The organism is Bacillus sp. FSL R9-9497, assembly GCF_038005805.1.
Classification (GTDB): domain Bacteria; phylum Bacillota; class Bacilli; order Bacillales; family Bacillaceae_G; genus Bacillus_A; species Bacillus_A cereus.
This window is the reverse complement of record NZ_JBBOTY010000001.1, coordinates 779,808-805,046: the sequence shown is the minus strand read 5'-3', so window position 1 is coordinate 805,046 and position 25,239 is coordinate 779,808. Positions and strand designations below refer to the sequence as shown.

Genomic DNA, 25,239 nt, shown 5'->3' with positions numbered 1-25,239 from the left:
CTAACAACGAAACGTTGCCAATAAAGCCGAGGGTTTCTCCCTGTAATGACGACTTTACTGTAATAAGTTACTCCCCTTTATACACAATTTTATACACTCACATTAAAATATTTCAGAGGGCTTGTCAATATATTTTATATCCCAATCCCTTTCGTAAAAAACAAAAAACGTATAGGAAATTTCTTACTATCTCATAATATACATAATCATTTTTGAACGAAAGGAGATGTTTCATTTGCATACTGTATGGAAAGGTGCACTTTCACTTGGACTATTAAATATAGGCATCAAACTATATAGTGCCGTAGAAGAAAACGACATAAAATTTTTAAGTCTCCATAAAGAATGCTTAACACCTATTAAATATAAAAAGTTCGCTCCCGATTGTACGGATGAAGAAATTGATGATAACGATATTGTAAAAGCCTATGAATACGCACCTCATAAATATATTATTATGGATGAAAAAGAATTAGCTGAATTACAACAAGCTCATGAACCACGATCCATTCGTATTATATCTTTTGTCCAAAATAACGAAATTGATTCTGTTCTCTATGATCGCTCTTATTTTATAGGACCTACCCCAGGACATGAAAAATCATATTTATTATTAAAAGAAGCTCTTGAACGTACGAATAAACTTGGTCTTATCCATATTTCCATTAGAAAAAAACAACATTTAGCTATTATCCGCAACTTTGAAGATGGTCTTATGTTGCAAACTATTCACTACCCTAATGAAATTCGCGCTATAACAAATACACCTAACTTACCAAGTAACGAAAATTATCCGATTCAAAAACAAGAACTCACAGCAGCAATCAATTTAATCCACCATCTTACAAATCCTTTTGAACAAGAGATGTATACAGATGAGTATAAAGAAGCCCTTACCGAACTAATCGAAAACAAAATTGAACAACAGGAAAAAACCGAAACAATCTCTCCAGCTCCGAACATCATTAATATTATGGAGACATTACAAGCAAGCATTGAACAAGCAAAAATAAAAAGAGAAAATAAAACAGAAAAAGAGGCCAAATAAAATTGACCTCTTTTTCTTTAAAGCGGATTACATTTCGGCATTTCAAGTCCAGACGATTGAGCTAGTTTTAATAAGTAATAACATTCTTCTCTTGCCATATGATCTGCCATTCTAGCTGATAGTGCACTTAATACTTCATGAGATAACTCGAGCTCTTCCACTTCATGTAAAAAATGCGAAAATAATTTCAATTCAAGTGAAACATCTTTCGTAAACTTCTTTAATGCAGGAAAATGATGCAGCTCTGTCCGTAAATACCCTGTCATTTCAACTGCCTTTAAGTAAAATTGTTCAAAATGCTTCGTAAATTCTTCGCTTTTCTCTTTTAATCTTTTTTCAACAAGATCTAATCCACCAGAAATAGAGCCTGCATGACCAGCCGCATCCGTTAACCAAACGAGATGATAATGTAATTCATGAAAAACAGGCGGAACTTCCCCTTTCTTCAAAAACTCTAAAACTGTTATATACTCTTCCACTTCGTTTACCATATGATTAATAAAAGTTGGCGTAAAATGAATAGTAATTTTCCCTTCCAGCTGTTTCTGTATAATATTTAATTTAAACGCCCGAATCTCCTTAGCGGCTTGTTCTGCCTCTTTTGAAAATGCCATCAGATTCACATTCCGAACTTTATTTAACAAATTCGTAAATGTTTCAACAAAGTAAGTAGCTTTTTTTATATCCTCTTTTTCCTTCGGGGCTAATGCATCCAGTAAAAATTGTGCATGATCAGTAAGTACCTTTAACCAAAATTGATGCTCAAACAACGCACTTTCTTCATAATTTCTCTCCACTAAATCCCCTCCGTCTATTCATCCTTCTCTATCACTTGAAGTTTATATCCATCCGGGTCTTGTACCACAATACTCTTCTCACTTTTGTTTTCTGTATATGCGATTTTATAAAATACTAACCTCTTCTTTACATTCTCTATGTTAGAAATTGAAAACGTTAGAACATCAACTGAGTCCGTAACACTCTTCTCACGCCCGCCCAAACTGCGATTCATCACAAAACTAATTCTCGTTGAATCAGTATCATACCAAACCCCTGTAACATCTAATTGCGGCCTTTCTGAACTAGGTGTTATCCCTAAAATCCCTTCATAAAAATACAGAGTTTCCTTTAAGTTCTTTACTTCCAATACAATGAATTGTTTCACAGTCTCCACATTCATTCCCCCCGCACCTATTACTTTTTTATATGTGTCATAAATGCTCATTATGTCTGAATACAATACGTAGTAATGAACATGTAAGGAGGTTTATTCGTGAATAAATATATGAGATCATTCGTGCCCTATCATAGCCCTCTCGATCCTTGTCCTCCTATCGGAAAAAAATATTATTCTACTCCTCCTAATTTATTTTTAGGCTTTCAACCGCCAAACTTGCCGCAATTCACACCAAAAGAAGCACTACAAAAAGGGACTTTATGGCCTGTTTTTTATGACTATTATGAAAATCCTTATAAAAAAGGGCGGTGACTACTGACGTGAATCAATCGCTACCAGAAGAATACTATCAGCTTTTACTGGAGCTTCAAGAATTAGACTTTGTACTAGTTGAACTCACTCTTTATTTAGATACACATCCAGATGACACCGCTGCGATTAATCAATTTAATGACTTTTCCTATAAACGGAGAGTATTAAAACAAAAGATGGAAGAAAAATACGGACCACTCCAACAGTTTGGAAACAGCTATTCTAATGCCCCTTGGGAATGGAGCAAAGGTCCTTGGCCATGGCAAATATAAAGGAGAGAAACTATGTGGATTTATGAAAAGAAATTACAATACCCAGTTAAAGTGGGAACTTGCAATCCCGCACTTGCAAAATTATTAATCGAGCAATACGGTGGTGCAGATGGAGAATTAGCTGCTGCACTACGTTACTTAAATCAACGTTATACAATTCCTGATAAAGTCATTGGCCTACTTACTGATATTGGTACAGAAGAATTTGCTCACCTTGAAATGATTGCTACGATGGTTTATAAGCTGACGAAAGATGCGACCCCTGAACAAATGAAAGCTGCTGGTCTTGACCCTCATTACGCTGATCATGACAGTGCTCTTCATTACCATAACGCTGCTGGTGTTCCATTTACTGCAACCTATATACAGGCTAAAGGTGATCCAATTGCCGATCTATACGAGGATATTGCAGCTGAAGAAAAAGCACGCGCAACATATCAATGGCTCATTAACTTATCAGATGATCCAGATATAAATGACAGCCTACGCTTCTTACGTGAACGAGAAATTGTCCATTCACAACGTTTCCGAGAAGCAGTTGAAATTTTAAAAGAAGAACGCGATAAAAAAATATTTTTTTAAAACACGTATCCTAGCGATATGTGTTTTTTTATGTTAAAAGTTAAATCCTTCCTATTAAACATATAAATAGTATATTTATTCGATTTAATGCATTATTTTTTAATATTTTCAAAATTCCCTATTGCTTTCTAGTCATCAGACCTTTAAAATAATAACAGTTACTCGACAAATTATTTGAATTTTCGACAAAAACACTCATTAGGAGGATTTTCTTTATATGCATACAACTTTAAAACCAGCGCAAATACTTTCGATTAGTTTATTACTATTCGCAGTTTTCTTCGGTGCTGGTAATATGATTTTCCCGCCCCTTCTCGGTCTTTCTTCCGGAGAAAATATGTGGGTTTCCATTACAGGGTTTATTATTACAGACGTCGGTTTATCTTTACTTGCTATCGTTGCTGTTGCCCTTGCTGGTGGTAGTTTTAACACTTTAGCGAGCCGTGTTCATCCAAAATTCGCAGCAGTATTCGCTATCATTATTTATCTTTCAATCGGCCCACTATTTGTTATTCCACGAACTGGATCTGTATCTTATGAAATCGGGATTGCACCACTTTTCCCAGATCAATGGTATTCTATGTTAGTTTTTAGTGCGATTTTCTTTACAGTCGTTTACTTCTTATCATTAAATCCATCCAAGCTAGTAGATCATATCGGTAAAATATTAACGCCAATTTTACTTGTAATTATTGCAATTATGGCAACAAAAGCGATTCTTTCACCAGGAACGTTTGCAGAGCCTATCGGTGACTATAAAGACATCCCGTTTTTCAAAGGATTTCTTGAAGGATTTTTAACGTTAGATGCAATTGGCGCTCTCGTACTATCAACAATTGTTGTAAATGCAATTCGTCAAAACGGTATACAAGAGAAGAAATCTATCGCGAAATATACAATCATTTGCGGAAGTATCGCTGCTCTATTCTTAACAATTGTTTACTTCTTACTCGGTTATATCGGAGCTTCAAACGGAAACTTAGGGCAATTCGAAAACGGTGGTCAACTATTAGCTGCTGTTATGTATCAATTCTTTGGGACAAGCGGTAATATTTTATTAAGTATCGCCATTATCTTCGCTTGTTTAACAACGGCAATTGGCGTTGTAAGTGCATTTGCAAATTACTTCACAACAGTGCTAACAAATGTTTCATACAAAAAGCTTGTGCTATACGTTTGTATCTTTAGTTTCGTTATTTCAAACTTAGGATTAAGCTTATTAATTAAAATCACACTACCTGTATTAATTATTTTGTACCCAATTACAATCATTTTAATTTTCGTATCATTTATCGATAAATATACGAAACGTAAACCTTCTGTCTACATCGGAGCGATGATCGCAGCATTTATTATTAGCTGTATTCACGCACTTGATAATGTGGAAATGATACCAGATTTTATCGCTAATATCGTACACACCATTCCTTTTTATAACTTAGGAATTGGCTGGATCATTCCAGCAATAATCGGTGGTATAATTGGATACTTTATTCCGCAAACAGAAGCTGCAGGTGAAGTTTCTACAAAATAAAGAAAAGAAGCAAGCATGAAATCCATGCTTGCTTCTTCTTTCTCTTCACATCGTATGCTTAAAAGTAAATAACTCTTCTTTTGACTGCAAAGCAGATTGTTCCTCTTCTACATCTTTTCTCTTTCTCTCTCCTCCTAACCTGACTTTCATCATCGCCTCTTCTATACTTTTCACAATCATATTTCCTGAAAAAATAGTTAGGCCGAAAAATGTAATTGGTACGAGAGGAATCCATGGATGCACCGTTAATGACCTAAAGTATACCCCAATTAAACCTGACCATTCATGCGTATAAGATTCCACTTCTTCCACTGGCCCCAAAAAACTAACTGTTCCACCAAAGAATACTTCCAGTAACCCTAAGTGCAGTAAAATAGTAAGAGTCTGCGTAAACTGTTGAAGAAATACGAGTATAAAAGTCATATAGAGATGCGGAAAAAGATGTTTTATAACAATACGTCTTCTCGAGCCGCCTAATATGCGCGCGGCATCAACAAATTCTTCTGTTTGTAATTTACGAACTTCCTTCGCAACATACAGTGCAATAACTGGCATTACAAGCATTACAAGTAATACAACTTGAAACGAAGCCCTTTCAAAAAAGCTTGTTGTTTCCTCTCCGCTTCCAAATAGATTTGCAAATTGAAGAAAAAAATACGCAATCATAACTGTCGGAATAACTGTGAAACTATCAAAAAAAGCCTCAATCTTTGAAAAACCTCTTCTTACATATGTTCCAAGTACAACACCAAAGAACACACCTATTACCATTCTAAGTGCCGCAATTAAAATAGATATACCAATCGTCCACTTCGCGCCTTCAATAACTAAATGTAAAAGGTCGTATCCTTTCCGATCTGTCCCGAGTAAAAATTGGAATGAAGGTGAAAACGGTGGCACTTGTGGATTTTCATCCGCATCATATTGCAATGTAACTTGTCTAATGTGTCCATCATTCCATAACGTATTTCCGATACTCAAAAGAACTAATATGAGAAGAAATCCAATGCTTATCCAAAATCTTTTATCGCGTTTTATATACATCCACATATTATAATCTCTCCTTCATCGCAGCTGGAATGAAATAATGAAACAGCTTAAATAAAATAAATATCGGGATATATATAAGCAGCATACTAACGATGAAAACCTCAACTCTAATACCCTCATACGATTTCAAAAACATAAAAATACCACCCGTATTAAAAATCCATTCTATAATATATAAATTAGATAACATAAAAAAGATATTCGTTTTCGCAAAGAATAGTGTACTAAGCAACACATTTCGTAAAATATGACGATTTAAAATATGAAAACGCCCTAAACCCTTCGCCTTAGCAAATAGTACATAATCTTTTTCTAGTTCATTTTCAAAACGAGGCACTACTATTTTTACAAACATAATCGTAGTCGGGATGCTCAAACACAATATTGGCAACCCTCTAATCGACTCGCCTCCAATTGACGCAATTTGAAAAGGTAAAAAACCTGTTTGTTTAAAAAACCATACAACTAAAATTTGTGATACTAAAATAAGAAGAATATCTGGAATGGATTCTAGGAAGATAAGAAATGATTTAATTCGATGTTGTATACGCGTTGAACTACTCATAATGACATAAACAATGCAAAATGCTATAAATAATGAAATGAAAAAAGCAGCCAAAAAAATAATAATCGTTTCTTTATAATGGACGAACAACTGTGGAAATAAAAATTTACCTTTCACATATTGCAAATTGGAAATATCCATTAAGTTCACAAACACTTCTTTTAAACTCTGTATGTACTTTGATACATCCACCTTAAATCCATAAAATAATTTCGGCAAAGCCCCTAAAATAATAATCCCCAAAATCGAAATAAGAAATTGAATCGTCACTTCCATTCCATTTAGAAAAACTTTTTTGACCACGTTTTCCCTTCTCTCTATATATATAATTTATCCTCTAATTTTATTCTTAATTTTCTGAATTGTAAATATTCATATAAAAAATCACTAGGTCATGATCCTAGTGATTCTTTATGCGCATGCCCTTCTCTTTTCGCAAATGGCATATATAAAATAAAACATCCAATAAGCGCAGCTATTTCTAATGAAATAATATAGTAAGGATGCGGCCCTAACATATCGAGTAATGAAGCAGTTTCTGGCTTATGAGCTAAAAACATATAATTACCACCTGTTTTGTAATTCACAAACGAAACAAGCGGAATCAATATGTTTAAAAATATCATCGTACGCTTAATAGATTGCAAGGTCGGTCTATAGCCTTCCACCCAAGTCATGAAGAGTGGTGCCCAAATGAGCAATACATGCGCGCTAAAATATTCAATGAAACGAAAATGCGGAAAAGCATATTGCAAATTTGGTGTTAAAATGGCTTGTGATGCACCAATAATTCCCGTAAAAAATACAATCTCATATATACGATAACTTTTCGTTACGATCATAATCGACGCTAATAATAAACTAATCGTACATAATTCAAACGGTAATGAAGTAGCTAACTCAAAAATCCCTGCTTTCCATTCCCACATATGAAGCCCAATTTCACTCCCTATAAATAAAAATGCAATCGCATATCGAACTGTTATATTCCACTCACTTTGACGTAATAAATCTTGGTATTGATACAGAAAAAATATCCCCACCAACATAATAAATAATATAAGGGCGTGTTGCCTTGAGTATGGAATAAATGGTTTTAATGGGTGCGCGCTAAAATAAGCTTCCATCTTCCTTCCTCCTTTCCTCCATACAATATTATTGTAAGAAAGAAACGACGAGTCAATTCATTTGCTTACACTAGGACAACCTCTACCTTACATTTGCATATTCATACCTTACAAAACTGTAAGGTTATTGTAAGCTAAAACGATTTGTCAGATTCTTCACCTCTTCTATACTTAATGTAGATACTAAAACGAACGAAAAGGTGATAAATAGATGAAGAAGAAAAATAAAGTGTTAATTACTAGTGTAGTAGCAATCGGAATTGCCGCTGGATCATACTTTGCATTTGCTGGTGGCGGTTCAGAAGTAGCAATGGCATATAGCGGATATAAAGTAACTGAAAAACAAATCCAAAACGCGCAAAAATTTGGTGGCGAAGTTATTCCAAATGGAATTGAAACTATTTCATTCGATCCAACAAAAGGAACATATGAATTAGCTGTTAAAAAAGGCGATGAAGTGAAAAAGGGTCAGCTTCTATTTAAGTACAATGATCCGACTGCGAAACAAGGTGTAACAGAAGCAGAAATGCAAAAGAAAATCGCACAAAAAGAAGTAACGTTGTTCCAAAAACAAATTGATGCGGCGAAACAAAAATTACAAAAAGATAAAAATGCAGGCCTTCCTGCTGAAGCATTAAAAGCATCAGAAGTTGAAGTTGGGCAATTAGAATCACAACTTGAAATGAAAAAGTTTGAAGTTGAAAAAGCTGATGAAATGATTAAAGCAGCAAAAGAGAAAGTAAACACTCTTTCTGTAACAAGTCCTGCTGATGGCGTAATTGATGATATCGTAAAAACGGCTGACGAAAAAACAGGTATGAGCGGAATTACTCTTCGTCACGCTGGTCAATTTAAAGTAAAAGGTCAACTTTCTGAATATGAGCTTGCTAGTATGAAAGTTGGGCAAGAAGTAACTGTTTCATCAAAAACTGTCGCTGGTAAGACTTGGACAGGAAAAGTAACAGAAATCGGTTCTACACCATTAAAGAGCATGGATGAAAATAAAACTGTTTCTAACTATCAATTCACTGTCACATTAGATAATAGTGACGAATTACAAAACGGCTTCCACGTTTACGTAACAAGTAAATCTGGCGAAGCAACTGGTACAATTGTTCCGAAAAGCAGTATCGTGAAAAAAGGTGATAAAAATGTTGTCTTCGTTGTAAAAGACGGTAAGGCGAAAGAACAAGCAGTTACTGTTGAATTCGAGACTGATAGCGAAGCAAAAGTTTCTGGAGTGAAAAAAGGAGAGGAAATTATCTCTAAACCTGAAAAAGACTTAAAAGATGGTATGGAGGTTGTCGCCCAGTGATTAACTTAAAAGGCATCACGAAATCCTTCCAAAATGGTGCAGAATCCGTTCAAATATTACACGGAATTGACGTAACACTGAACCAAGGAGAATTCACTTCTATTATGGGACCTTCTGGTTCTGGTAAATCAACATTAATGAACATTATCGGTTGCTTAGATAAACCGACGACAGGTACGTACGAACTAGCCGGTCAAAATATTTCAAACATGACTGAAACAGAACTTGCACACGTACGTAATAAAGAGATCGGATTCGTATTCCAAAACTTCATGTTATTACCGAGACTTACAGCGCTTCAAAATGTAGAACTACCTCTTATTTACGCTGGAGTCGATAAAAAAGAAAGACGCGAGCGCTCATTAGCTGCTTTAACAAAAGTCGGTTTAGCTGATCGCGCTACTCACTTACCGAACGAATTATCAGGTGGACAAAAGCAGCGTGTCGCTGTTGCACGTGCAATCGTAAATAACCCAAAGTTCATTTTAGCCGATGAACCGACGGGGGCACTTGATACGAAAACGAGCACACAAATTATGGACCTCTTTTACGAATTAAATAAACAAGGCTCAACAATTATTATGATTACCCATGACCGTGAAATCGGGGAAGCTGCAGCACGTCAAATTGTAATTCGTGACGGAAATATCGTCCAAGATTGGAGAGGTTAATTTTGAATACGAGTGAAAATATACGCATGGCCCTTTCCTCTATCTTTGCTCATAAAATGCGTTCTATTTTAACGATGTTAGGTATTATTATCGGTATTAGTGCCATTATTACTATCATTTCAATGGGTGATGGTACAAACGCAAAGTTTAAAAAAGAATTAGGCCAAGGAAAAGATAACGAAGTAACGATTTACTACAACAATCCTGATTACGGAACAGATAGTGCCAAAATCACACCTGATATGCTAAACCGTCTTCAAACTGTTCCTGGCGTTAAAGATGTGTATCCAGACGTAAGTATGAAAGTAAAAGCATCTGCTGGTTCAAAAGATGTAAATCTTGATTTAAAAGGTGGAACAGGCGCCTTTATGACAGATTCGAAAATAAAATTAGTTCACGGTCGTGAATTAAATGACAGTGAACTAAACCAAGCAATCCCTGCTGTTATATTAAATGAAGAAGCTTTCAACAAATTATTTAGTAGTGGTTGGGAATCAAATCAATACACAGATATAAAAGGAAAGCCGTATAAAATAGTTGGTGTATACGAAACGAAAAACGACTTTGGAATGCCTATGCCTGAAGGTTATACATCACTTGAAAATGCGCCTGTCATTTCAGGAGTAAATGAGTATGACTCTGTAAGATTAACAATGACCTCTCCGACAGAACGTAAAAGTGTAGAAAAACAAGCCGTTTCTGTCTTAAACGAAATGAAAGCTCCTAAATTTGAGCACAAATTCGAAGCACAAGACTTAGGTGAATTTACGAAACAACTAGACGAATCAATTGGTATGATGAAAATGGTATTTGGTGGTATTGCTGCTATCTCCTTACTTGTTGGTGGTATCGGTGTAATGAACATCATGCTCGTATCTGTAACAGAACGTACACGTGAGATTGGTATTCGTAAAGCACTTGGTGCAACACGTGGTAAAGTATTAACACAATTCTTAATCGAATCTTGTATTTTAACAGGACTTGGTGGTTTCATCGGATTCATGCTCGGTATTTTCTTCGCTTGGATCGTCTCAATCTTTGCTGGATGGCCACTCGTTGTCTCAAAAGAACTTGGACTTCTTGCAGTAGGTATTTCAATGCTAATCGGTATTGCATTCGGACTACTACCAGCTAACAAAGCTGCCAAACTGGATCCAATTGAATGTTTACGATATGAATAAACAAAAACGTAGGAGTTTACACTCCTGCGTTTTTTATTTATCTACTAAATTGAGTTTCTTCTATTATATATGTTTCACGTTACAACTATCATTCTCATACTCTTCATTATTTATAGGTACTAAGGCTATTATCTAATTCTATTATTGCAAAAATACTATGTAACAGACGAAAATCAAGGCGTAATTTTTTCCATACTTCGACTGACTTTGTAACAATTATATCGATATTTTATTAAATTTCACCTCATTTATATATTTTCACGCCTAAAAAGATTATCGTTTTATAACTAAATTTCCATTCAAACAGTAAAATACGCTACTTTCGTAACACTATAGATATCACCTAGAAATATTACTGTAACATTATTAACGTTGCAGTAATTGAAATACTACTCATTTTGTGTTTCATATGCCCTGATACGCCAAAAAACAACAAGGAAGCGCTATCAGGATATTTATGGAATTGTTACAGAATATTAATGCCCCGTTACGAAAGCTTTGTAATTTTATGTTTTTCGCAAATAAGAAAATAATGGTTGCTATAATGAGGTCAACGAAAACAAATGCAATGGAGGCTATTATGAAAAAATTTATGGGTATAGCAACAGCAGCGGTTTTTGGTCTTGGGATTTTCACAACATCTGCTAAAGCAGAAACAATCGTAACGACTGACGTACTAAACGTACGAGAAAACCCAACTACTGAATCAAAAGTTGTAGGAAAATTATTAGATGGATATAAAGTAAATGTTTTACATACAGAAAATGGTTGGTCAAAAGTTCAATTGAATAGCGGTAAAGAAGCTTTCATAAGCGCTGACTATACAAAAGACACTTACTACGTAACAGCAAACGTATTAAACGTACGTGCTGGAGCAAACACAGACTCAGAGATTCTTGGTAAGTTGAAAAAAGATGATGTAATTGAAACAACACACCAAGTACAGAATGATTGGATTCAATTTGAATATAACGGAAAAACAGCTTATGTTCATGTTCCTTACTTAACGGGTAAAGCACCAGTTAAAGTTCAACCAGTAGCTAAAGTTGAAAAAACGACTACAGTTCAAGATACAGCTAAAGTTCGTGAAGCGGCTAAAGCTCAGGAAGTAGCTGAAACTCAAGCAAAAGCTAAAGCTCAAGAAGCAACTAAAGCTCGCGAAGCAGCTGAAGCTCAAGCAGAAGTTAAAGCTCAAGAAGCGGCTAAAGCTCGTGAAGCGGCTAAGGCTCAAGAAGCAGCTAAAGCTCAGGCAGATGCTGAAGCTCAAGCAGAAGTTAAAGCTCAAGAGGCGGCTAAAGCTCGTGAAGCTGCTTCAGCTCAAGCAGATGCTGAAGCTCAAGCAGCGGCTAAGGCTCAAGAAGCAGCCAAAGCTCGTGAAGCGGCTAAAGCTCAAGAAGCTAAGGCTCAAGAAGCAGCTGAAGCTCGTGAAGCGGCTAAAGCTCAAGAAGCTAAGGCTCAAGAAGCAGCTGAAGCTCGTGAAGCGGCTAAAGCTCAAGAAGCAGCTAAAGCTCGTGAAGCTGCTAAAGCTCAAAAACCAGCTACACAACAACCTGTTGCAAAAGAAACTGAAACAAGTGCACCATCATCTTCTCGTGAGTTACGTGTTGTAGCAACAGCTTACACAGCAGATCCACTTGAAAATGGTTATAAAGCAGGCGACCAAGTAAAATCAGCTTTAGGTCATAACTTAACAGCTAATCCAAACATGAAACTTATTGCAGTTGATCCAAGTGTAATTCCATTAGGTTCAAAAGTATGGGTTGAAGGTTACGGAGTAGCAATCGCTGGTGATACTGGTGGAGCTATTAAAGGTAATAAAATCGACGTTTTAATGCCAGATAAAGGTACATCAAGTAGCTGGGGACGTAAAACAGTTACAGTTAAAGTATTAAACTAGTTAGTAAAAAAGAGTCAGTCTCATCGTTGAGGCTGGCTCTTTTTTTATGATTCTTACATTCTTTCTTTCTCTTGAAAGTAAGTAATATTGTCTCGAAGCCACTTCCTCTCCGACATAAACAAGTTTCCACGTTTTTTATACACTTTATCAAATATCTTTAAAACTTCTTCATGATTAGCAAACTTATGTAAGAAACGAAGAGCAATGATAATCTCTGCTTCATCCGTAGGCTCTGCTTCATTTTTCCGTCTTCTAGCAACAATTTTATTCACACGTTCGCAAATTGGTCTCATTGCCATTTCGTCGCCATACGTATAAATAGCTCGAACAGCTTCATTTTTCACCATCACATTTCTATCCTGTAAAGCTTCAATATAAACTATTTGTAAGTCCGATCCCCCTATTTTTGCTAACACCTCAATAACAGTTGAACGAACATAGGCACTATTACTATATAAAAGCTTTGTTAACGGCAGAATCGATTGCTTCGTTCCAATCTCAAACAATGTATAACAAATATGTGTAATCTCATCTTTATTTTCTTGAGTATCCAGCAACTTTAGTAAAGCACTCTCCGCTTCTAATGATTTACATAACTTTAAGGAAGAAATAGCCCAATAACGAACACTATCGTTTTTATGGTAAATATACGGAATAATTTTATTTGTATCACTTACTTCTGGCAATGTATAAATATTACTAAGCAGTTCACTTAACAAAGTCGGGTTTTGTTCACATTCCAAACAATCTATAAGATAATCAGCAATACTGATCTCTTTCGTATTAATAGCAAGTTTCGTCATTACATAATACATATCTTTCTTCATAGATATTTTTTTTGCTTTGGTTACCTTCTGCTGTAAATAAGGAAACGTTAATAGGTCATCTAGCTCTTTTGCTTCATCATAAGCACGATGTCTAACCTCTGTATCCTCATCAGCCATCCGCCTTAATAAACTATCTATATACCCTTCCATCTCCTTCTCTCCCGTCCAAATTAAATCTATCTCTTTGCATTCTATATATGATAGACTTTCATTTCAACAGAAAAAAGAGGATGCCACAGCATCCTCTCCTTCTCTTCTCTATTCTACACAAGTAAACTGCGTCCAAGCTCCTACATAATCTAGTAAGAATAACTCCTCTTCCGCAATTGTACCGACAATATTTTTCCGTTCATCTATCGGCATTTCTTTCAGAATGATTTGCAGTTCACCTTTATACTTACCAAATGAATTGTTTCCAATTACAACTTGCCCTCTTTCCTGCAGCACACTTTCACGCACTGGGAAGTCATAATCTTTGTACTTTTTACGTACTTCTGTAGAACGTACCATATACTCTGTTATGTCGCCGCGCCTTACGTGTAATTCTTGCAGCGTAGCTCTCTTCTCTACTTCAGTCGCTTCGTCTACAAAGTGCACTTTTAGCTGTAACATGTAGCGATTTAAGTTTCCTAGTTTTTCTAACTCTTCCTCACTCGCATAAGCATTTCCGATAATGACATCATCGATTAGCCCTGTTGCCCATAAATGCTTCGCTTGTACTTCAATTGGTAAATTACGATGCTCTTCTAACGTACATAATCCGTCGTTAATATCCCATGGACCGATGTTTGCAGCATGTGATGTAATAAAAGCTGCACTGCGAATACCATGCTTTTTAAAGCGTTCACTGCAGCGAATGAAATAATCGTACGGAAGACCAGTGAATTTTTGCGGATAAAAATTATGGCAACCAATTAAAGCTGATTTATTCGCTTGATGCGAAAGAATATTTTCTAAGTACGCAATATCGTTACTTACATTTAACTCAATGTTTAAACCGTACGGATTATTCGTCATTTTCGCTTCAGTTAACCCGTCGAAGCCTACATCTAAACGAATACCGTCTGCGCCTAACTCCGCGAAGAATGATAAATCGCTATAACTAATACCAAGCTGATCAAACACAGCCGGAGCTACATCTAAAATAACTTCCATATTGTTATCTTTTGCGTGATTGATAATCTCTTTAAATTCAGCTACAATTTCTTCTTTCGGACGATTCACAGATAACAAACAAGTAAATATTCTTGAAAAACCGTGTCGTGCCGCTGCGGAAATATAAGCCATATCTTTTTCTTTCGTTGAATGTTCTGGGTAAAGTGAAATTCCTAATTTACGCTCCATGCTTTTGCATCTCCTTCACACGTTGTATTAATGCCATGCTCGTAAATCTATATTTTGCAGATAAACACGTTGCACATAAAATTGTCGGTACAATAATTACGTACGGTGATTGCAATCCTAACATTACATATGCACCCATTGAACAACCGATAAATAAAACTGATACTAGTAGTAACACTAATAAAGATTTACTTTGTACCCATTTCGAATAATGAGCAATACACTGTCCGACCACGAATGTAATTAAGATGATAATTGCTCCGAGCATTCTGTTTTCTCCTCTCCTGCTAATTGTTGTTTCTCATACATTTTGAAGAATGGATAGTAAATAACGAACGAGATAACAAAGTTAACAAGTACAAGTACACCAGCCATAATTGTCCAGTCCGTACTAATCACCGCTGCAATTGGTGCTAACATCGTAAATGGCAGTTTCGCCATCATAAGTGGAATCATACCTGAAACAACTGCGAAATATGATACCGTCGTTGTCACTAACGGTGTAATAACGAATGGAATAATTAAGATTGGGTTCATTACAATTGGTGCACCGAAAATAATTGGTTCGTTAATATTGAATAAGCCTGGCACGAATGATAATCTACCTAACTCTTTTAAGAACTTAGATTTAGAGAACATAAACATAATAACTAAAGCTAACGTTGATCCTGATCCACCAATCCATACGAACCATTGAATGAACTGCTCTGTAAATAAGTTTGGTAACTGATGTGCATTTCCTGTAGCCGTGAATACTTCCATATTTTCAAGAATTGCTGAATCCCACATCGGACGAATAATTGGTCCTAAAATCGCTGGTCCATGTATACCGAATGACCAGAAAAACACGATTAAGAATACTGTTAATAAACCACCGAATAAATTATTTCCTACTAATACTGATTTTAATGGTGCGATTAAATATGTGATCGTTGTATTCACATCAAATTTCAAACCGTAGCGAATGCCCCAGAATAAAAGAATAACTGCTAATGTTGGAATTAATGCTGCAAACGAATTTGAAACTGCTGGTGGTACACTATCTGGTAATTTAATCGAGATATTATGCTTAATCATAAAATGATAAATTTCTACTGCAATTAATGCTGTAACAATTGCGCCAAATAAAGACGTTGCACTTAATGTTCCTACTGAAATATATCTACCTGCATCAATAACACCTGGTACAGCTTTCGTAATTTGAATTGGTTCAACTGATGCTAGTAAAAAGGCGAGTACAGATAATAACCCTGCACTTAACTGATTGAGCTGATAAAAGTTTGCGAGTGAAGCTCCTACCCCAAATGCTGCGTATAACGCCATTAAACCTACTGTAAACCGGAATGGAATATCTAAAATATGGCGAAATGGTGCAATCCATTCCATATATGCATCAATTGGTAAATTTAAAAAGATAACGAAAAATGATCCGACAATCGTTAACGGCAATGTAGAAATAACTCCGTTTCGAATTGCTAATAAATGTCGTTGTCCTGCAATCTTTTGCGTTGTTGGCATAATCTTTTGTTCCATAAAACTCATAAAACCATTCATCAATACCCCTCCTCTTTCTCTTTACTACGTAAGAATAAAAAGTTATAACATTATAATGTTTATATTTAAAAAAATATAATTATGCTAAAACTAATTGTTCTGCTTGTTTCAGTACTTTTAAACCGTCACACATGCCATAATCTCTTTGTTCTATTATTGCAACCGGTATATCGTATGACTTCGCAAGAAACTGTACCGCTGGAAACAAATACTTCACTTGTGGTCCGATTAAAACAACATCAGCATTTTTTATTTCCAGTTTCACAAGTTCTGAATCAACCGCTTTAATTTTATAATCCTTCCCTTGTTTCTTTGCCTCTTCTTGCATTTTTCTTACAACCATACTCGTTGACATGCCTGCTGCACAACATAATAAAATGTACATCTTATACTGTCACTTTCTCTTCTACTCGTTTATGAAGAGTAATAAATTCTTCAGCAAGTTCTTTCACTGTAATTGCATTCATTAAATGATCTTGTGCATGCACTAACAGTAAACTGATTTCTGCATGATTTCCTCTTGCTTCTTCTTGAATTAAGTCTGTTTGAATGCGATGAGCTGCTGAAATCTCTTCACTAGCAAGTTTCATCTTTTCACCGGCATTCCCGAAATCTCCTTGTCTTGCAAAAGCAATTGCTTCAAGCGCCGCGCTTCTCGCATTACCACCATGTAAAATTAACGCAAATGGAGTTTGCATATCAGCCATTTTAAATTCCCCCAAGCTATATGTTTTCTATATTTTTATCTTATTATGAAAACGCATACAATTAAACATAAAAAACTTCCGTTATGTAACGGAAGTTTTTATATACTTTTTCAAAATGATAATAAAATTTCTTGAAAATCTTCAATTACCTCAGTCTGAGTAAGTTTCTCTATCGTAGTTTGACTAGACATAATATCATATAAAAAATCATAAAGCCTTTGCAAATCTTCATTATTATTGCGCTTTACACTAAATAAAATAATTACTTGTACTTTTTTATCTCCCCAATCAACAGCCTTTTCAAGTGTGCAAAACATCAAAAAAGTTTCCTCACTTAATAACTGCATCGGATGCGGAATCGCAACTGAATTCCCAACCGCTGTCGGAGACGTATTTTCTCTCTCCATAACAGAAGCATAAAAGTTTTTTGGTACATAGCGTTTCTCAGCAGCTTTTTCACATAAAAACTGAATAACATCCTCTTTCGTAGAAGCATTATGATTTAAAAAGATTAAATCTTCCTTAATATAAGGCTGCACACTAGTATTCACATGCGTAAACAATCGCTGACCAATCGATTTAATCTCTTTATCATCAAATATTGAATTCACTTTTATAACTGGAACAGGCAAGCCACTCGGTATATGAATCGTACTAATAATACAATCTATTTTTTCTTTATAAAGATCTTCTACTTTCAATTGATAATAGCCTGTAATACCTACAATCTCTAATTTATCTCGGAACTGTGATAAAATTTTATATTTTAATAGTTGTGCACTTCCTTGACCAGTCGCACAAACTAATAAGCATCTTTTCTTTTGATTTTGCTCCTGCAAACGGCTCATCGCTCCGCCGAAGTGAATTGCAATATAACCAATTTCACTTTCAGGGATCGATTCACCCGTATATTCACCAATGATATCTCCAACGAGAACAGCAATTTCAAAAGCATACGGATAATTCTTTTTCACTTCTGCCAAAAGAGGATTTCTCGTATTTAGCTTATACTTCAAACGATTTAATAACGTTTTTAAATGAATACCAAATCCAAATAATAATTCTTCATCATAATAAAAAATAAGATTCCGTTCTTCCGCTACTTTAAAAAGAATATGTTGCATAAATGCATATATATCTTTCCCTAATAGCTCTTCTACATTTTCATAGCGATCTCTCGTTGTAACAGCAGTACTTAATAAATGCATCGTCACATATAATACTTCTTCTTCTGGAAATGAAAATTTCAACTCTTTCTCTAAATCTCCTAAAATCTGCTTCGCAATTGTATATTCTTTCTTTAGTATAAGTTCTGATTGCTCCGCATGCAGTCCTTTTATATAATGTTGACTTTGACAACGCTTTAATGCGATTGCAATATGAATGACTAAATTATCAATTTCTATATCAGATAAATATATTGTTCCGCCTTCAATATACTTTAATATAATTGAACGAATGAGTGATATATGAGGTAGCGATAAATATGTCTCCGTCTGCTCAAATTGCTCATGAAACGGAGTATGGTCATAACGCGGTAAACCATATTGTGATAAACAAGAACGAATATTAAATTCCTCTCCAACAATACGTATACCATAATACGGTCTCTTCTCAATTTGTAATTCATAGCAACCACATATATCTGTAACATCTTTCATAATTAAATTGACCGTTGATTTGCTCACATACATCTCTTCCGCTAATTCTGAAAGCTTCACATATCCCTCTATCATTAAAACACGCTGCAGAATGTACGCTATTCTTTCTTCATAAGAAGTTGGGATCTTTTCCATCTGTTTTTGAAATAGACTCACACAAAAGTCTTCAAATCTCTTCTTTTGTATAATTTCTAATTCGTACCCATTCCCTCTTTGCGATTCGATTTTCGCTCCGTTTTCTTCCAATATATCATTTAATAATTTTATATCTTTTTGAATCGTCTTCGTTGATACATGTAAACGACCCGCTAAAAAAGCTCGATTTAACATCGATTTCTCTTCTAAAAATTCCTCTAAAATAGAAATTAATCGCTGATGCACCTTTGTCATAGCTCTTCCTCTCGCTCTTTATATATAAAGGGGGAAAAGCTGCTGAAATCAGTAGTTTTTCCCCTTTATATTCTCTCTATTTCTTTAATGTGAATCCGAATTTATCCCATGCTTGTAAATAGTCTAGTAAGAAAATCTCTTCTTCTACAATTCGACCAACTACATTTGTTTTTCCTGTATTCACCATATCTTTTAATGCAATTTGTAATTCACCTTTATACTGGCCATATTGTTCATTATCAATTAATAAATCTCCACGCTTAATTTCGCGCGTATTATGAGGTTTAAATTCTTCTTTTTTATATTTCACACGACTTTGTGTAGAACGAATCATATATTCAGATACATCTCCGCGATAAAAATGTGGTTCGTCTAATACGATAATTCTTTCTAGTTTTGTCGTTGTATCATATAGTTCTATATCAAATGTTTGCTTCTCTTTATTTAATGCACCTAGTGCTTGTAATTCTTCTTCTGACGCATATGCGTTTGCAATAATAACATCATCAATTAATTCAGTCGCAAATAAATGCTTCGCCTGTGTTGTCATCGGTAATTCACGATGCTGCTCTAATGTACATAACCCTTCTGTTACTGGCCAAGGTCCGTATGTTGCATCAAATGATGAAATAAAAGCTGCCGTTCTCATACCGTAATCTTTAAATTGTTTCGAGCATTTAATGAAATGATCGTATGATAACCCTGAATAACGATGCGGATAAAAATTATGACAACCAATTAAATTTTCACGATTTGGTCTATGACTCATAATGTTATCTACATACTTCGTACCATTGCTCATATTAATCTCAATTTTCAAACCATACGGATTATAAGTCATAATTGATTCTTCTAATCCTGAGAAGCCGACATCTAAACGAATACCGTACGCACCTAATTCATGGAAGAATGATAAATCATTATACGAAATACCTAATTGTTCAAAAACAGATGGACTAATATCAACTAATACTTGGAACCCTAATGCATTCGCATGAGAGATCGTTTCTTTAAATTCTTCTATAATTTTCTCTTTTTCTCCATCCACAGATAATAAACATGTGAACACACGTGTAAATCCATATTTACTTGCTAATGTTAAATACTCCTTATCTTTCTCTACTGTTGAATGTTCTGGATAAATAGAAATACCTAATCGTCTCATATGTACACGCCTCTTTCTTCATCATATTGTAAACCCTTTCAAATATATGTAGTGAAAAAGTATATATCCCCTTCTTGTTCACTACTCTTTTAAATCCGCTTTCTTTAAAGAAAAAACAATTTCTATCATTCTTAACACCTACAAGTCTATACATCTATACTTTACATCTTTTTTTCATAGTTGTGTAGCTTTTACACAAATTTGTCAGTTTTTCATCTTAAAAATTGTTATCCGTTTTCAAGACACCTTCCTTGACTGTTGCATTGGCCAATACATATACTCGAAAGAAAAGAGAAAACTTTATATAGGGGATGAATATATGGGAGAAGCAATACTCGTAAAACGAGAACCGTTATGGACAAAAGAGTTTGTTGCTTTAATTTTTGCAAACTTATGTATGTTTTTAGGGTTTCAAATGTTAATTCCAACCTTACCTGTTTATGTGAAAGAAATTGGTGGCACAAGTTCCAATATCGGATTTGTTGTCGGCATGTTTACCGTTGCGGCACTTTTTGTTAGACCGCTAACTGGGAACGCCTTGCAAAAATTCAATAAAAAAATCATTTTAATGATCGGTACTGCTATCTGTTTACTCGCTATGGGCAGTTACCTTTTCGCCTCAACTATCTTTCTCTTGCTTGCTGTTCGTATTTTACACGGAGCTGGTTTCGGTATTACAACGACTACATATGGAACTGTCGTTTCTGATTTAATTCCCTCAGCTCGCCGCGGAGAAGGCATGGGATATTTTGGCCTTTCTGGAACAATTGCAATGGCCCTCGGACCACTTATCGGACTATGGCTTATGCAAACATATAACTTCACAATTCTTTTTTTATGTGCATTATCGTGCACAATTGTTTCATTAATATTAACGAAACTACTTCAAATCCAAAAATCGAAACAGCCTCCACAACAATCATCTAGTACTTTTCTCGATGGATTTATTGAGCGTAAAGCTTTACTTCCTTCATTATTAATATTATGTATTACATTAATGTACGGAGGAATCGGAAGTTTTATCACACTATTTGCTACAGAAGTCGGCATAGCTGATATTAGTCTCTTCTTTTTATGTAACGCATTAGCAATCGCTGTGACTCGTCCATTCTCTGGAAAGCTATATGATGCGAAAGGCCATACATTCGTCATCATTCCGGGAGTTATTATAACGTTTACAGGCATTATTTTATTGTCGTATACGACGACAATCCCGAGCTTAATTATTGCTGCAGCATGTTACGGAAGTGGTTTTGGAGCGATCCAACCTGCACTACAAGCATGGATGATTGACCGCGTAGCACCGCATCGACGCGGTGTAGCAACTGCTACATTCTTCTCCGCATTTGACCTTGGAATCGGCGCTGGAGCGATTATTTTTGGATTTATTGCTCACTTTACAAACTATGCAACTGTATATCGTTACTCCTCTCTATTACTTATTGCTTTTCTCTTCATTTACATTACAAGCATAAGAAAACAAAAGCGTAGCGGTAAAAACAAGGAAAAAGCTGCTGGATAATTCAGTGGCTTTTTTATCGTGTTAAAAGAATTGTTTCCCCTCATGTTACTGTTATAAAACTACATGCATTTTCCTACATATTTTTTTAACTTTCATCAAAAAATATACGATGAACTCGCAGACGCTTTCCTTGATATTCAAATGAAAAATACTATTCTAAAGAGTGTGATTTATTTACAAAATTAAGATTTATACAAGATGAAAACCAATAAAATACAGCTGTTTCTTTAAGGTATTGTAAACTTTTCTACCCTTTGTAAATTTAGTGTAAATTTTACTAGCAAACCGTTTACAGTGACTCAAGGTTCAGTTAATAATTACATCGTACATGAAATTTAAGGAGTGGAATGCGTGGAATATAATGTTCAAGATATGATCTTCCAGTTCATTGGTGGATTAGGTATTTTCTTATTCGGGATTAAATACATGGGCGATGGACTGCAACAAGCAGCTGGAGATCGTCTTCGTGATATTCTAGATCGTTTTACAACAAACCCACTCATGGGTGTACTAGCAGGTATGTTAGTTACGGTATTAATCCAATCCAGTTCAGGAACAACCGCTTTAACAGTCGGACTTGTAAGTGCAGGATTTATGACATTAAGACAAGCAATCGGTGTTATTATGGGTGCAAACATCGGTACGACAGTTACTGCATTTATTATCGGAATTAAAATCGGAGAATACGCTCTCCCAATTATGGCAGTTGGAGCTATCTTATTATTCTTCTTTAAAAATAAAAAAGTACATTCTTTAGGTCAAGTTATATTCGGCTTTGGTATGTTATTCTTCGGTTTGGAATTAATGAGTACAGGTATGAAACCTCTTCGCTCTTTAGAATCATTCCAAGAATTAACGGTTAGTATGAGTGATAACCCAATTTTAGGAGTTGTTGTCGGTACAGTCTTTACTTTAATTGTACAAAGTTCAAGTGCAACTATCGGCATTTTACAAGAACTATTCGGTCAAGGTGCAATCGATTTACAAGCTGCCCTTCCTGTATTATTTGGTGATAACATCGGTACAACAATTACAGCTGTATTAGCAGCAATCGGTACTTCTATTGCCGCAAGACGTGCAGCATTAGTTCACGTTATCTTTAATATCGTCGGTACAATTATATTTACGATTTTATTAGTACCATTTACAAGCTTAATTCAATATTTCCAAAAATCATTAAACTTAAATCCAGAAATGACAATTGCATTTGCACACGGAACATTTAACATAACAAATGCAGTTATTCAATTCCCATTCATCGCTGTATTAGCATGGATTGTAACAAAACTTATTCGCGGCGAAGATTCTGCTATTGATTTCAAACCGCAGCATTTAAACCCAATTTTTATTGAGCAATCTCCAGCTATCGCTTTAACAGAAGCTCAAAAAGAAATTATCCGTATGGCTGAGTTTTCATTACATGGATTAAAAGAAGCAAACCAATTTTTAAATACACAAGACAAAAAACACGCTGACATGGCTACTCAATTAGAAGGAGCTATTAACAATTTAGATAAAAAAATTACCGAGTATTTAGTTTTACTATCAGAAAAGCCGCTTTCGCCTACGGATTCTGAAAAACATTCCGTTTTAGCAGGTGTTGTTGGAGATATTGAACGTGTCGGTGATCATGTAGAAAACCTTGTAGAACTTGTAGATTTCCAAATTTCAAACCGTGTTTCACTATCAGACGAAGCATTAGCTGAATTAAATGAAATGCTGGAATTAACGATTTCAACACTACAAGACTCAGTTGAAGCTTTAACAAACTTCGATACTGAACTAGCTCAAACTGTTATTGCTAAAGAACGCAAAATCGACCAAATGGAACGTGTTCTTCGTAAACGTCACGTATTACGTCTAAACGAACGCAGCTGTTCAGGTGATGCAAGTATCATCTTCGTCGATATGGTAAGTAACTTAGAGCGCATTGGCGATCACGCTGTAAATATCGCTGACGGTGTTTTAGGTGAACAAGGAAAAATCAATTTAAAACAATCATTATAATAAGAAAGAGACGCTAACGTAAGCGTCTCTTTCTTATTATATTTTAACAACTGTTCTTCCTTTTAACTTTCCTTGCAATATAAGTGTAAACTTCTCCTCTAATTCTTCTAATGTACATTCTCCTGTATAAGATCTTAACTCTTTATTACTCCATTCATTTGCTAAGAGCGTCCACACATCACTTCTCACATCTGCTGGACATTGCACAGAATCTATCCCTAAAAGGCTTATGCCTCGTAAAATAAACGGATATACCGTTGTTTGTAATTCCTGGCCTGCCACATTACCGCATGTCGTTACACAACCACCATACTTTACTGTTTTTAAAGCTGTTTCTAACATACGTCCACCTACAGTATCAATAACTCCGGCGTATATCCCTTTTAACATCGGTCTTCCTGATCCATCATTCAATTCCGCGCGATGAATCACTTTTTTCGCTCCTAGACGTAGTAGCATATCTTCCTCTTCCATTTTCCCTGTCGCTCCTACTACGTTAAACCCTAACTTACTTAATATACTAACAGCTACACTCCCTACGCCGCCTGTAGCACCCGTTACTAAAACATCTCCCATATTAGGCTTGATTCCTGCTCCAATAAGCTTATATACCGACAAAGCCGCAGTAAAACCTGCTGTCCCATACATCATACTTTCCTTTAATGACATTCCTTCTGGTAAAGGCACGACCCAAGATGATGGCACGCGAATATATTCTCCGAAACCACCAGAGGTATTCATACCTAAGTCATATCCCGTTACAATAACTTGATCTCCTGCCTTAAAAGAGTTATCTTCACTACTCACAACTTCTCCTGCAGCATCAATTCCTGGCGTATGAGGATATGTTCTCGTAACACCTTTATTACCAGTAGCTGAAAGAGCATCTTTATAATTTAATGAAGAATAATGAACCTGTATTAACACGTCTCCTTCAGGTAAACTACTTACTTCTCTCGCTACAACGTTTCTTACAAACTGCTTACTTTTTGTTTCGTTCACAACAATTGCTCGGAATGATGTATGATTCATTATGCTCTCTCCTTTATCCGTAAAGTTCTTCTTTATTATATAAAAAAACTTAGTAAACCTACTCGTTTCTTCTTGGCTATATTTCAACAAATCTTACTTCCCTATCACTTTCTCATAATATATATTTTCATTTCTACTAAAAGCCCTTATACTTATTCTACATCTGAAAAATAATATATAGAAAATCTGACTTTTTATAAATATATTGAATTTTTACGAAATGTAAATGTTTTGTAATGTTTTTTTTCGCTAAATTTCATTATAATAAGTGGATATGAGTGTCGTATTTCAATCCAAAT

General features: G+C 35.3%; 25 protein-coding genes. 11 read left to right on the top strand and 14 right to left on the bottom strand.

Annotated elements, in window-relative coordinates; translation table 11 throughout:
• Positions 1 to 235: 235 nt before the first annotated feature.
• Positions 236 to 1,048 carry a non-homologous end joining protein Ku gene (gene ku / locus MKY21_RS04180; RefSeq protein ID WP_016117205.1) on the top strand — a complete coding sequence of 271 codons (813 nt, stop codon included), beginning with the start codon at positions 236 to 238 and terminating at the stop codon, positions 1,046 to 1,048.
• Positions 1,049 to 1,065: 17 nt separating this feature from the next.
• Here ku and MKY21_RS04175 read toward each other — a convergent pair whose 3' ends face one another.
• Complete coding sequence (locus tag MKY21_RS04175) at positions 1,066 to 1,845, bottom strand: DUF2935 domain-containing protein (protein WP_000440975.1); 780 nt, start codon at positions 1,843 to 1,845, stop codon at positions 1,066 to 1,068.
• Positions 1,846 to 1,859: 14 nt separating this feature from the next.
• Positions 1,860 to 2,273, bottom strand: coding sequence for a VOC family protein (locus tag MKY21_RS04170; RefSeq protein ID WP_341075505.1), 414 nt, complete (start codon positions 2,271 to 2,273; stop codon positions 1,860 to 1,862).
• Between the two features lie 48 nt (positions 2,274 to 2,321).
• Here MKY21_RS04170 and MKY21_RS04165 point away from each other — a divergent pair, with 48 nt between their 5' ends.
• From MKY21_RS04165 to brnQ2, 4 genes are all read left to right on the top strand, one after another.
• Positions 2,322 to 2,537, top strand: a complete 216-nt coding sequence (locus tag MKY21_RS04165) for a spore coat associated protein CotJA (RefSeq protein ID WP_001046257.1) — start codon at positions 2,322 to 2,324, stop codon at positions 2,535 to 2,537.
• Positions 2,538 to 2,545: 8 nt separating this feature from the next.
• Entirely contained in the window at positions 2,546 to 2,809 is a 264-nt protein-coding gene (locus tag MKY21_RS04160; protein ID WP_001076510.1) for a spore coat protein CotJB, read from the top strand.
• A gap of 12 nt (positions 2,810 to 2,821) precedes the next feature.
• On the top strand, positions 2,822 to 3,391 hold the full coding sequence (gene cotJC, locus MKY21_RS04155) for a spore coat protein CotJC (protein ID WP_000265273.1): 570 nt from the start codon (positions 2,822 to 2,824) through the stop codon (positions 3,389 to 3,391).
• Positions 3,392 to 3,608: 217 nt separating this feature from the next.
• Entirely contained in the window at positions 3,609 to 4,925 is a 1,317-nt protein-coding gene (gene brnQ2, locus MKY21_RS04150; protein WP_086391556.1) for a branched-chain amino acid transport system II carrier protein BrnQ2, read from the top strand.
• A 45-nt stretch (positions 4,926 to 4,970) separates the two neighbouring features.
• On the opposite strand, the gene MKY21_RS04145 is transcribed toward brnQ2, so the two are convergent.
• The 3 genes from MKY21_RS04145 to MKY21_RS04135 form a co-directional block, all read right to left on the bottom strand.
• Entirely contained in the window at positions 4,971 to 5,975 is a 1,005-nt protein-coding gene (locus MKY21_RS04145; protein ID WP_098616977.1) for an ABC transporter permease, read from the bottom strand.
• A 1-nt stretch (position 5,976) separates the two neighbouring features.
• Complete coding sequence (locus MKY21_RS04140) at positions 5,977 to 6,843, bottom strand: ABC transporter permease subunit (RefSeq protein WP_341075502.1); 867 nt, start codon at positions 6,841 to 6,843, stop codon at positions 5,977 to 5,979.
• Positions 6,844 to 6,932: 89 nt separating this feature from the next.
• Positions 6,933 to 7,667: a YwaF family protein gene (locus tag MKY21_RS04135; protein WP_000388696.1), complete on the bottom strand. Its 735-nt coding sequence runs from the start codon at positions 7,665 to 7,667 to the stop codon at positions 6,933 to 6,935.
• A 211-nt stretch (positions 7,668 to 7,878) separates the two neighbouring features.
• Between MKY21_RS04135 and MKY21_RS04130 the strand changes: the two genes are divergently transcribed.
• The 4 genes from MKY21_RS04130 to entC all read left to right on the top strand — a co-directional run bounded on the left by MKY21_RS04130 (position 7,879) and on the right by entC (position 12,731).
• On the top strand, positions 7,879 to 8,982 hold the full coding sequence (locus tag MKY21_RS04130) for an efflux RND transporter periplasmic adaptor subunit (RefSeq protein WP_016117202.1): 1,104 nt from the start codon (positions 7,879 to 7,881) through the stop codon (positions 8,980 to 8,982).
• A complete protein-coding gene (locus MKY21_RS04125) occupies positions 8,979 to 9,653 on the top strand; it encodes an ABC transporter ATP-binding protein (protein WP_000609104.1) in 675 nt (224 codons plus the stop codon). The genes MKY21_RS04130 and MKY21_RS04125 overlap by 4 nt, the downstream gene beginning before the upstream one ends.
• 26 nt (positions 9,654 to 9,679) lie before the next feature.
• On the top strand, positions 9,680 to 10,834 hold the full coding sequence (locus MKY21_RS04120) for an ABC transporter permease (protein WP_406741370.1): 1,155 nt from the start codon (positions 9,680 to 9,682) through the stop codon (positions 10,832 to 10,834).
• A 457-nt stretch (positions 10,835 to 11,291) separates the two neighbouring features.
• Complete coding sequence (gene entC / locus MKY21_RS04115) at positions 11,292 to 12,731, top strand: cell wall-binding protein EntC (protein WP_341075498.1); 1,440 nt, start codon at positions 11,292 to 11,294, stop codon at positions 12,729 to 12,731.
• Between the two features lie 53 nt (positions 12,732 to 12,784).
• On the opposite strand, the gene MKY21_RS04110 is transcribed toward entC, so the two are convergent.
• From MKY21_RS04110 to MKY21_RS04075, 8 genes are all read right to left on the bottom strand, one after another.
• Positions 12,785 to 13,708 carry a HEAT repeat domain-containing protein gene (locus tag MKY21_RS04110; protein WP_000399416.1) on the bottom strand — a complete coding sequence of 308 codons (924 nt, stop codon included), beginning with the start codon at positions 13,706 to 13,708 and terminating at the stop codon, positions 12,785 to 12,787.
• Between the two features lie 108 nt (positions 13,709 to 13,816).
• Positions 13,817 to 14,902, bottom strand: coding sequence for a DUF871 domain-containing protein (locus MKY21_RS04105; protein WP_000440061.1), 1,086 nt, complete (start codon positions 14,900 to 14,902; stop codon positions 13,817 to 13,819).
• Positions 14,892 to 15,170 (bottom strand): hypothetical protein, encoded by a 279-nt coding sequence (locus MKY21_RS04100; protein ID WP_000900048.1) that lies wholly within the window; start codon positions 15,168 to 15,170, stop codon positions 14,892 to 14,894. Before MKY21_RS04100 ends, MKY21_RS04105 begins: the two co-directional genes overlap by 11 nt.
• Positions 15,146 to 16,456, bottom strand: coding sequence for a PTS sugar transporter subunit IIC (locus tag MKY21_RS04095; protein ID WP_001013053.1), 1,311 nt, complete (start codon positions 16,454 to 16,456; stop codon positions 15,146 to 15,148). The genes MKY21_RS04100 and MKY21_RS04095 overlap by 25 nt, the downstream gene beginning before the upstream one ends.
• A gap of 79 nt (positions 16,457 to 16,535) precedes the next feature.
• Entirely contained in the window at positions 16,536 to 16,841 is a 306-nt protein-coding gene (locus MKY21_RS04090; RefSeq protein WP_000275638.1) for a PTS sugar transporter subunit IIB, read from the bottom strand.
• 1 nt (position 16,842) lies between these two features.
• Entirely contained in the window at positions 16,843 to 17,163 is a 321-nt protein-coding gene (locus tag MKY21_RS04085) for a PTS lactose/cellobiose transporter subunit IIA (protein ID WP_048564417.1), read from the bottom strand.
• Positions 17,164 to 17,273: 110 nt separating this feature from the next.
• Positions 17,274 to 19,214 carry a BglG family transcription antiterminator gene (locus MKY21_RS04080; RefSeq protein WP_061664792.1) on the bottom strand — a complete coding sequence of 647 codons (1,941 nt, stop codon included), beginning with the start codon at positions 19,212 to 19,214 and terminating at the stop codon, positions 17,274 to 17,276.
• Positions 19,215 to 19,290: 76 nt separating this feature from the next.
• The gene (locus MKY21_RS04075; protein ID WP_016117200.1) at positions 19,291 to 20,379 is read right to left on the bottom strand and encodes a DUF871 domain-containing protein; all 1,089 of its coding nucleotides are present in this window, start codon (positions 20,377 to 20,379) and stop codon (positions 19,291 to 19,293) included.
• A gap of 319 nt (positions 20,380 to 20,698) precedes the next feature.
• On the opposite strand from MKY21_RS04075, the gene MKY21_RS04070 reads away from it, so the two are divergent.
• Positions 20,699 to 21,901, top strand: coding sequence for an MFS transporter (locus MKY21_RS04070; protein ID WP_206904199.1), 1,203 nt, complete (start codon positions 20,699 to 20,701; stop codon positions 21,899 to 21,901).
• A gap of 351 nt (positions 21,902 to 22,252) precedes the next feature.
• Complete coding sequence (locus MKY21_RS04065) at positions 22,253 to 23,908, top strand: Na/Pi cotransporter family protein (protein ID WP_109140906.1); 1,656 nt, start codon at positions 22,253 to 22,255, stop codon at positions 23,906 to 23,908.
• Positions 23,909 to 23,944: 36 nt separating this feature from the next.
• Here the strand turns inward: MKY21_RS04065 and MKY21_RS04060 are convergent, their stop codons facing one another.
• Positions 23,945 to 24,940, bottom strand: coding sequence for a YhdH/YhfP family quinone oxidoreductase (locus MKY21_RS04060; protein WP_086391551.1), 996 nt, complete (start codon positions 24,938 to 24,940; stop codon positions 23,945 to 23,947).
• Positions 24,941 to 25,239: the final 299 nt, after the last annotated feature.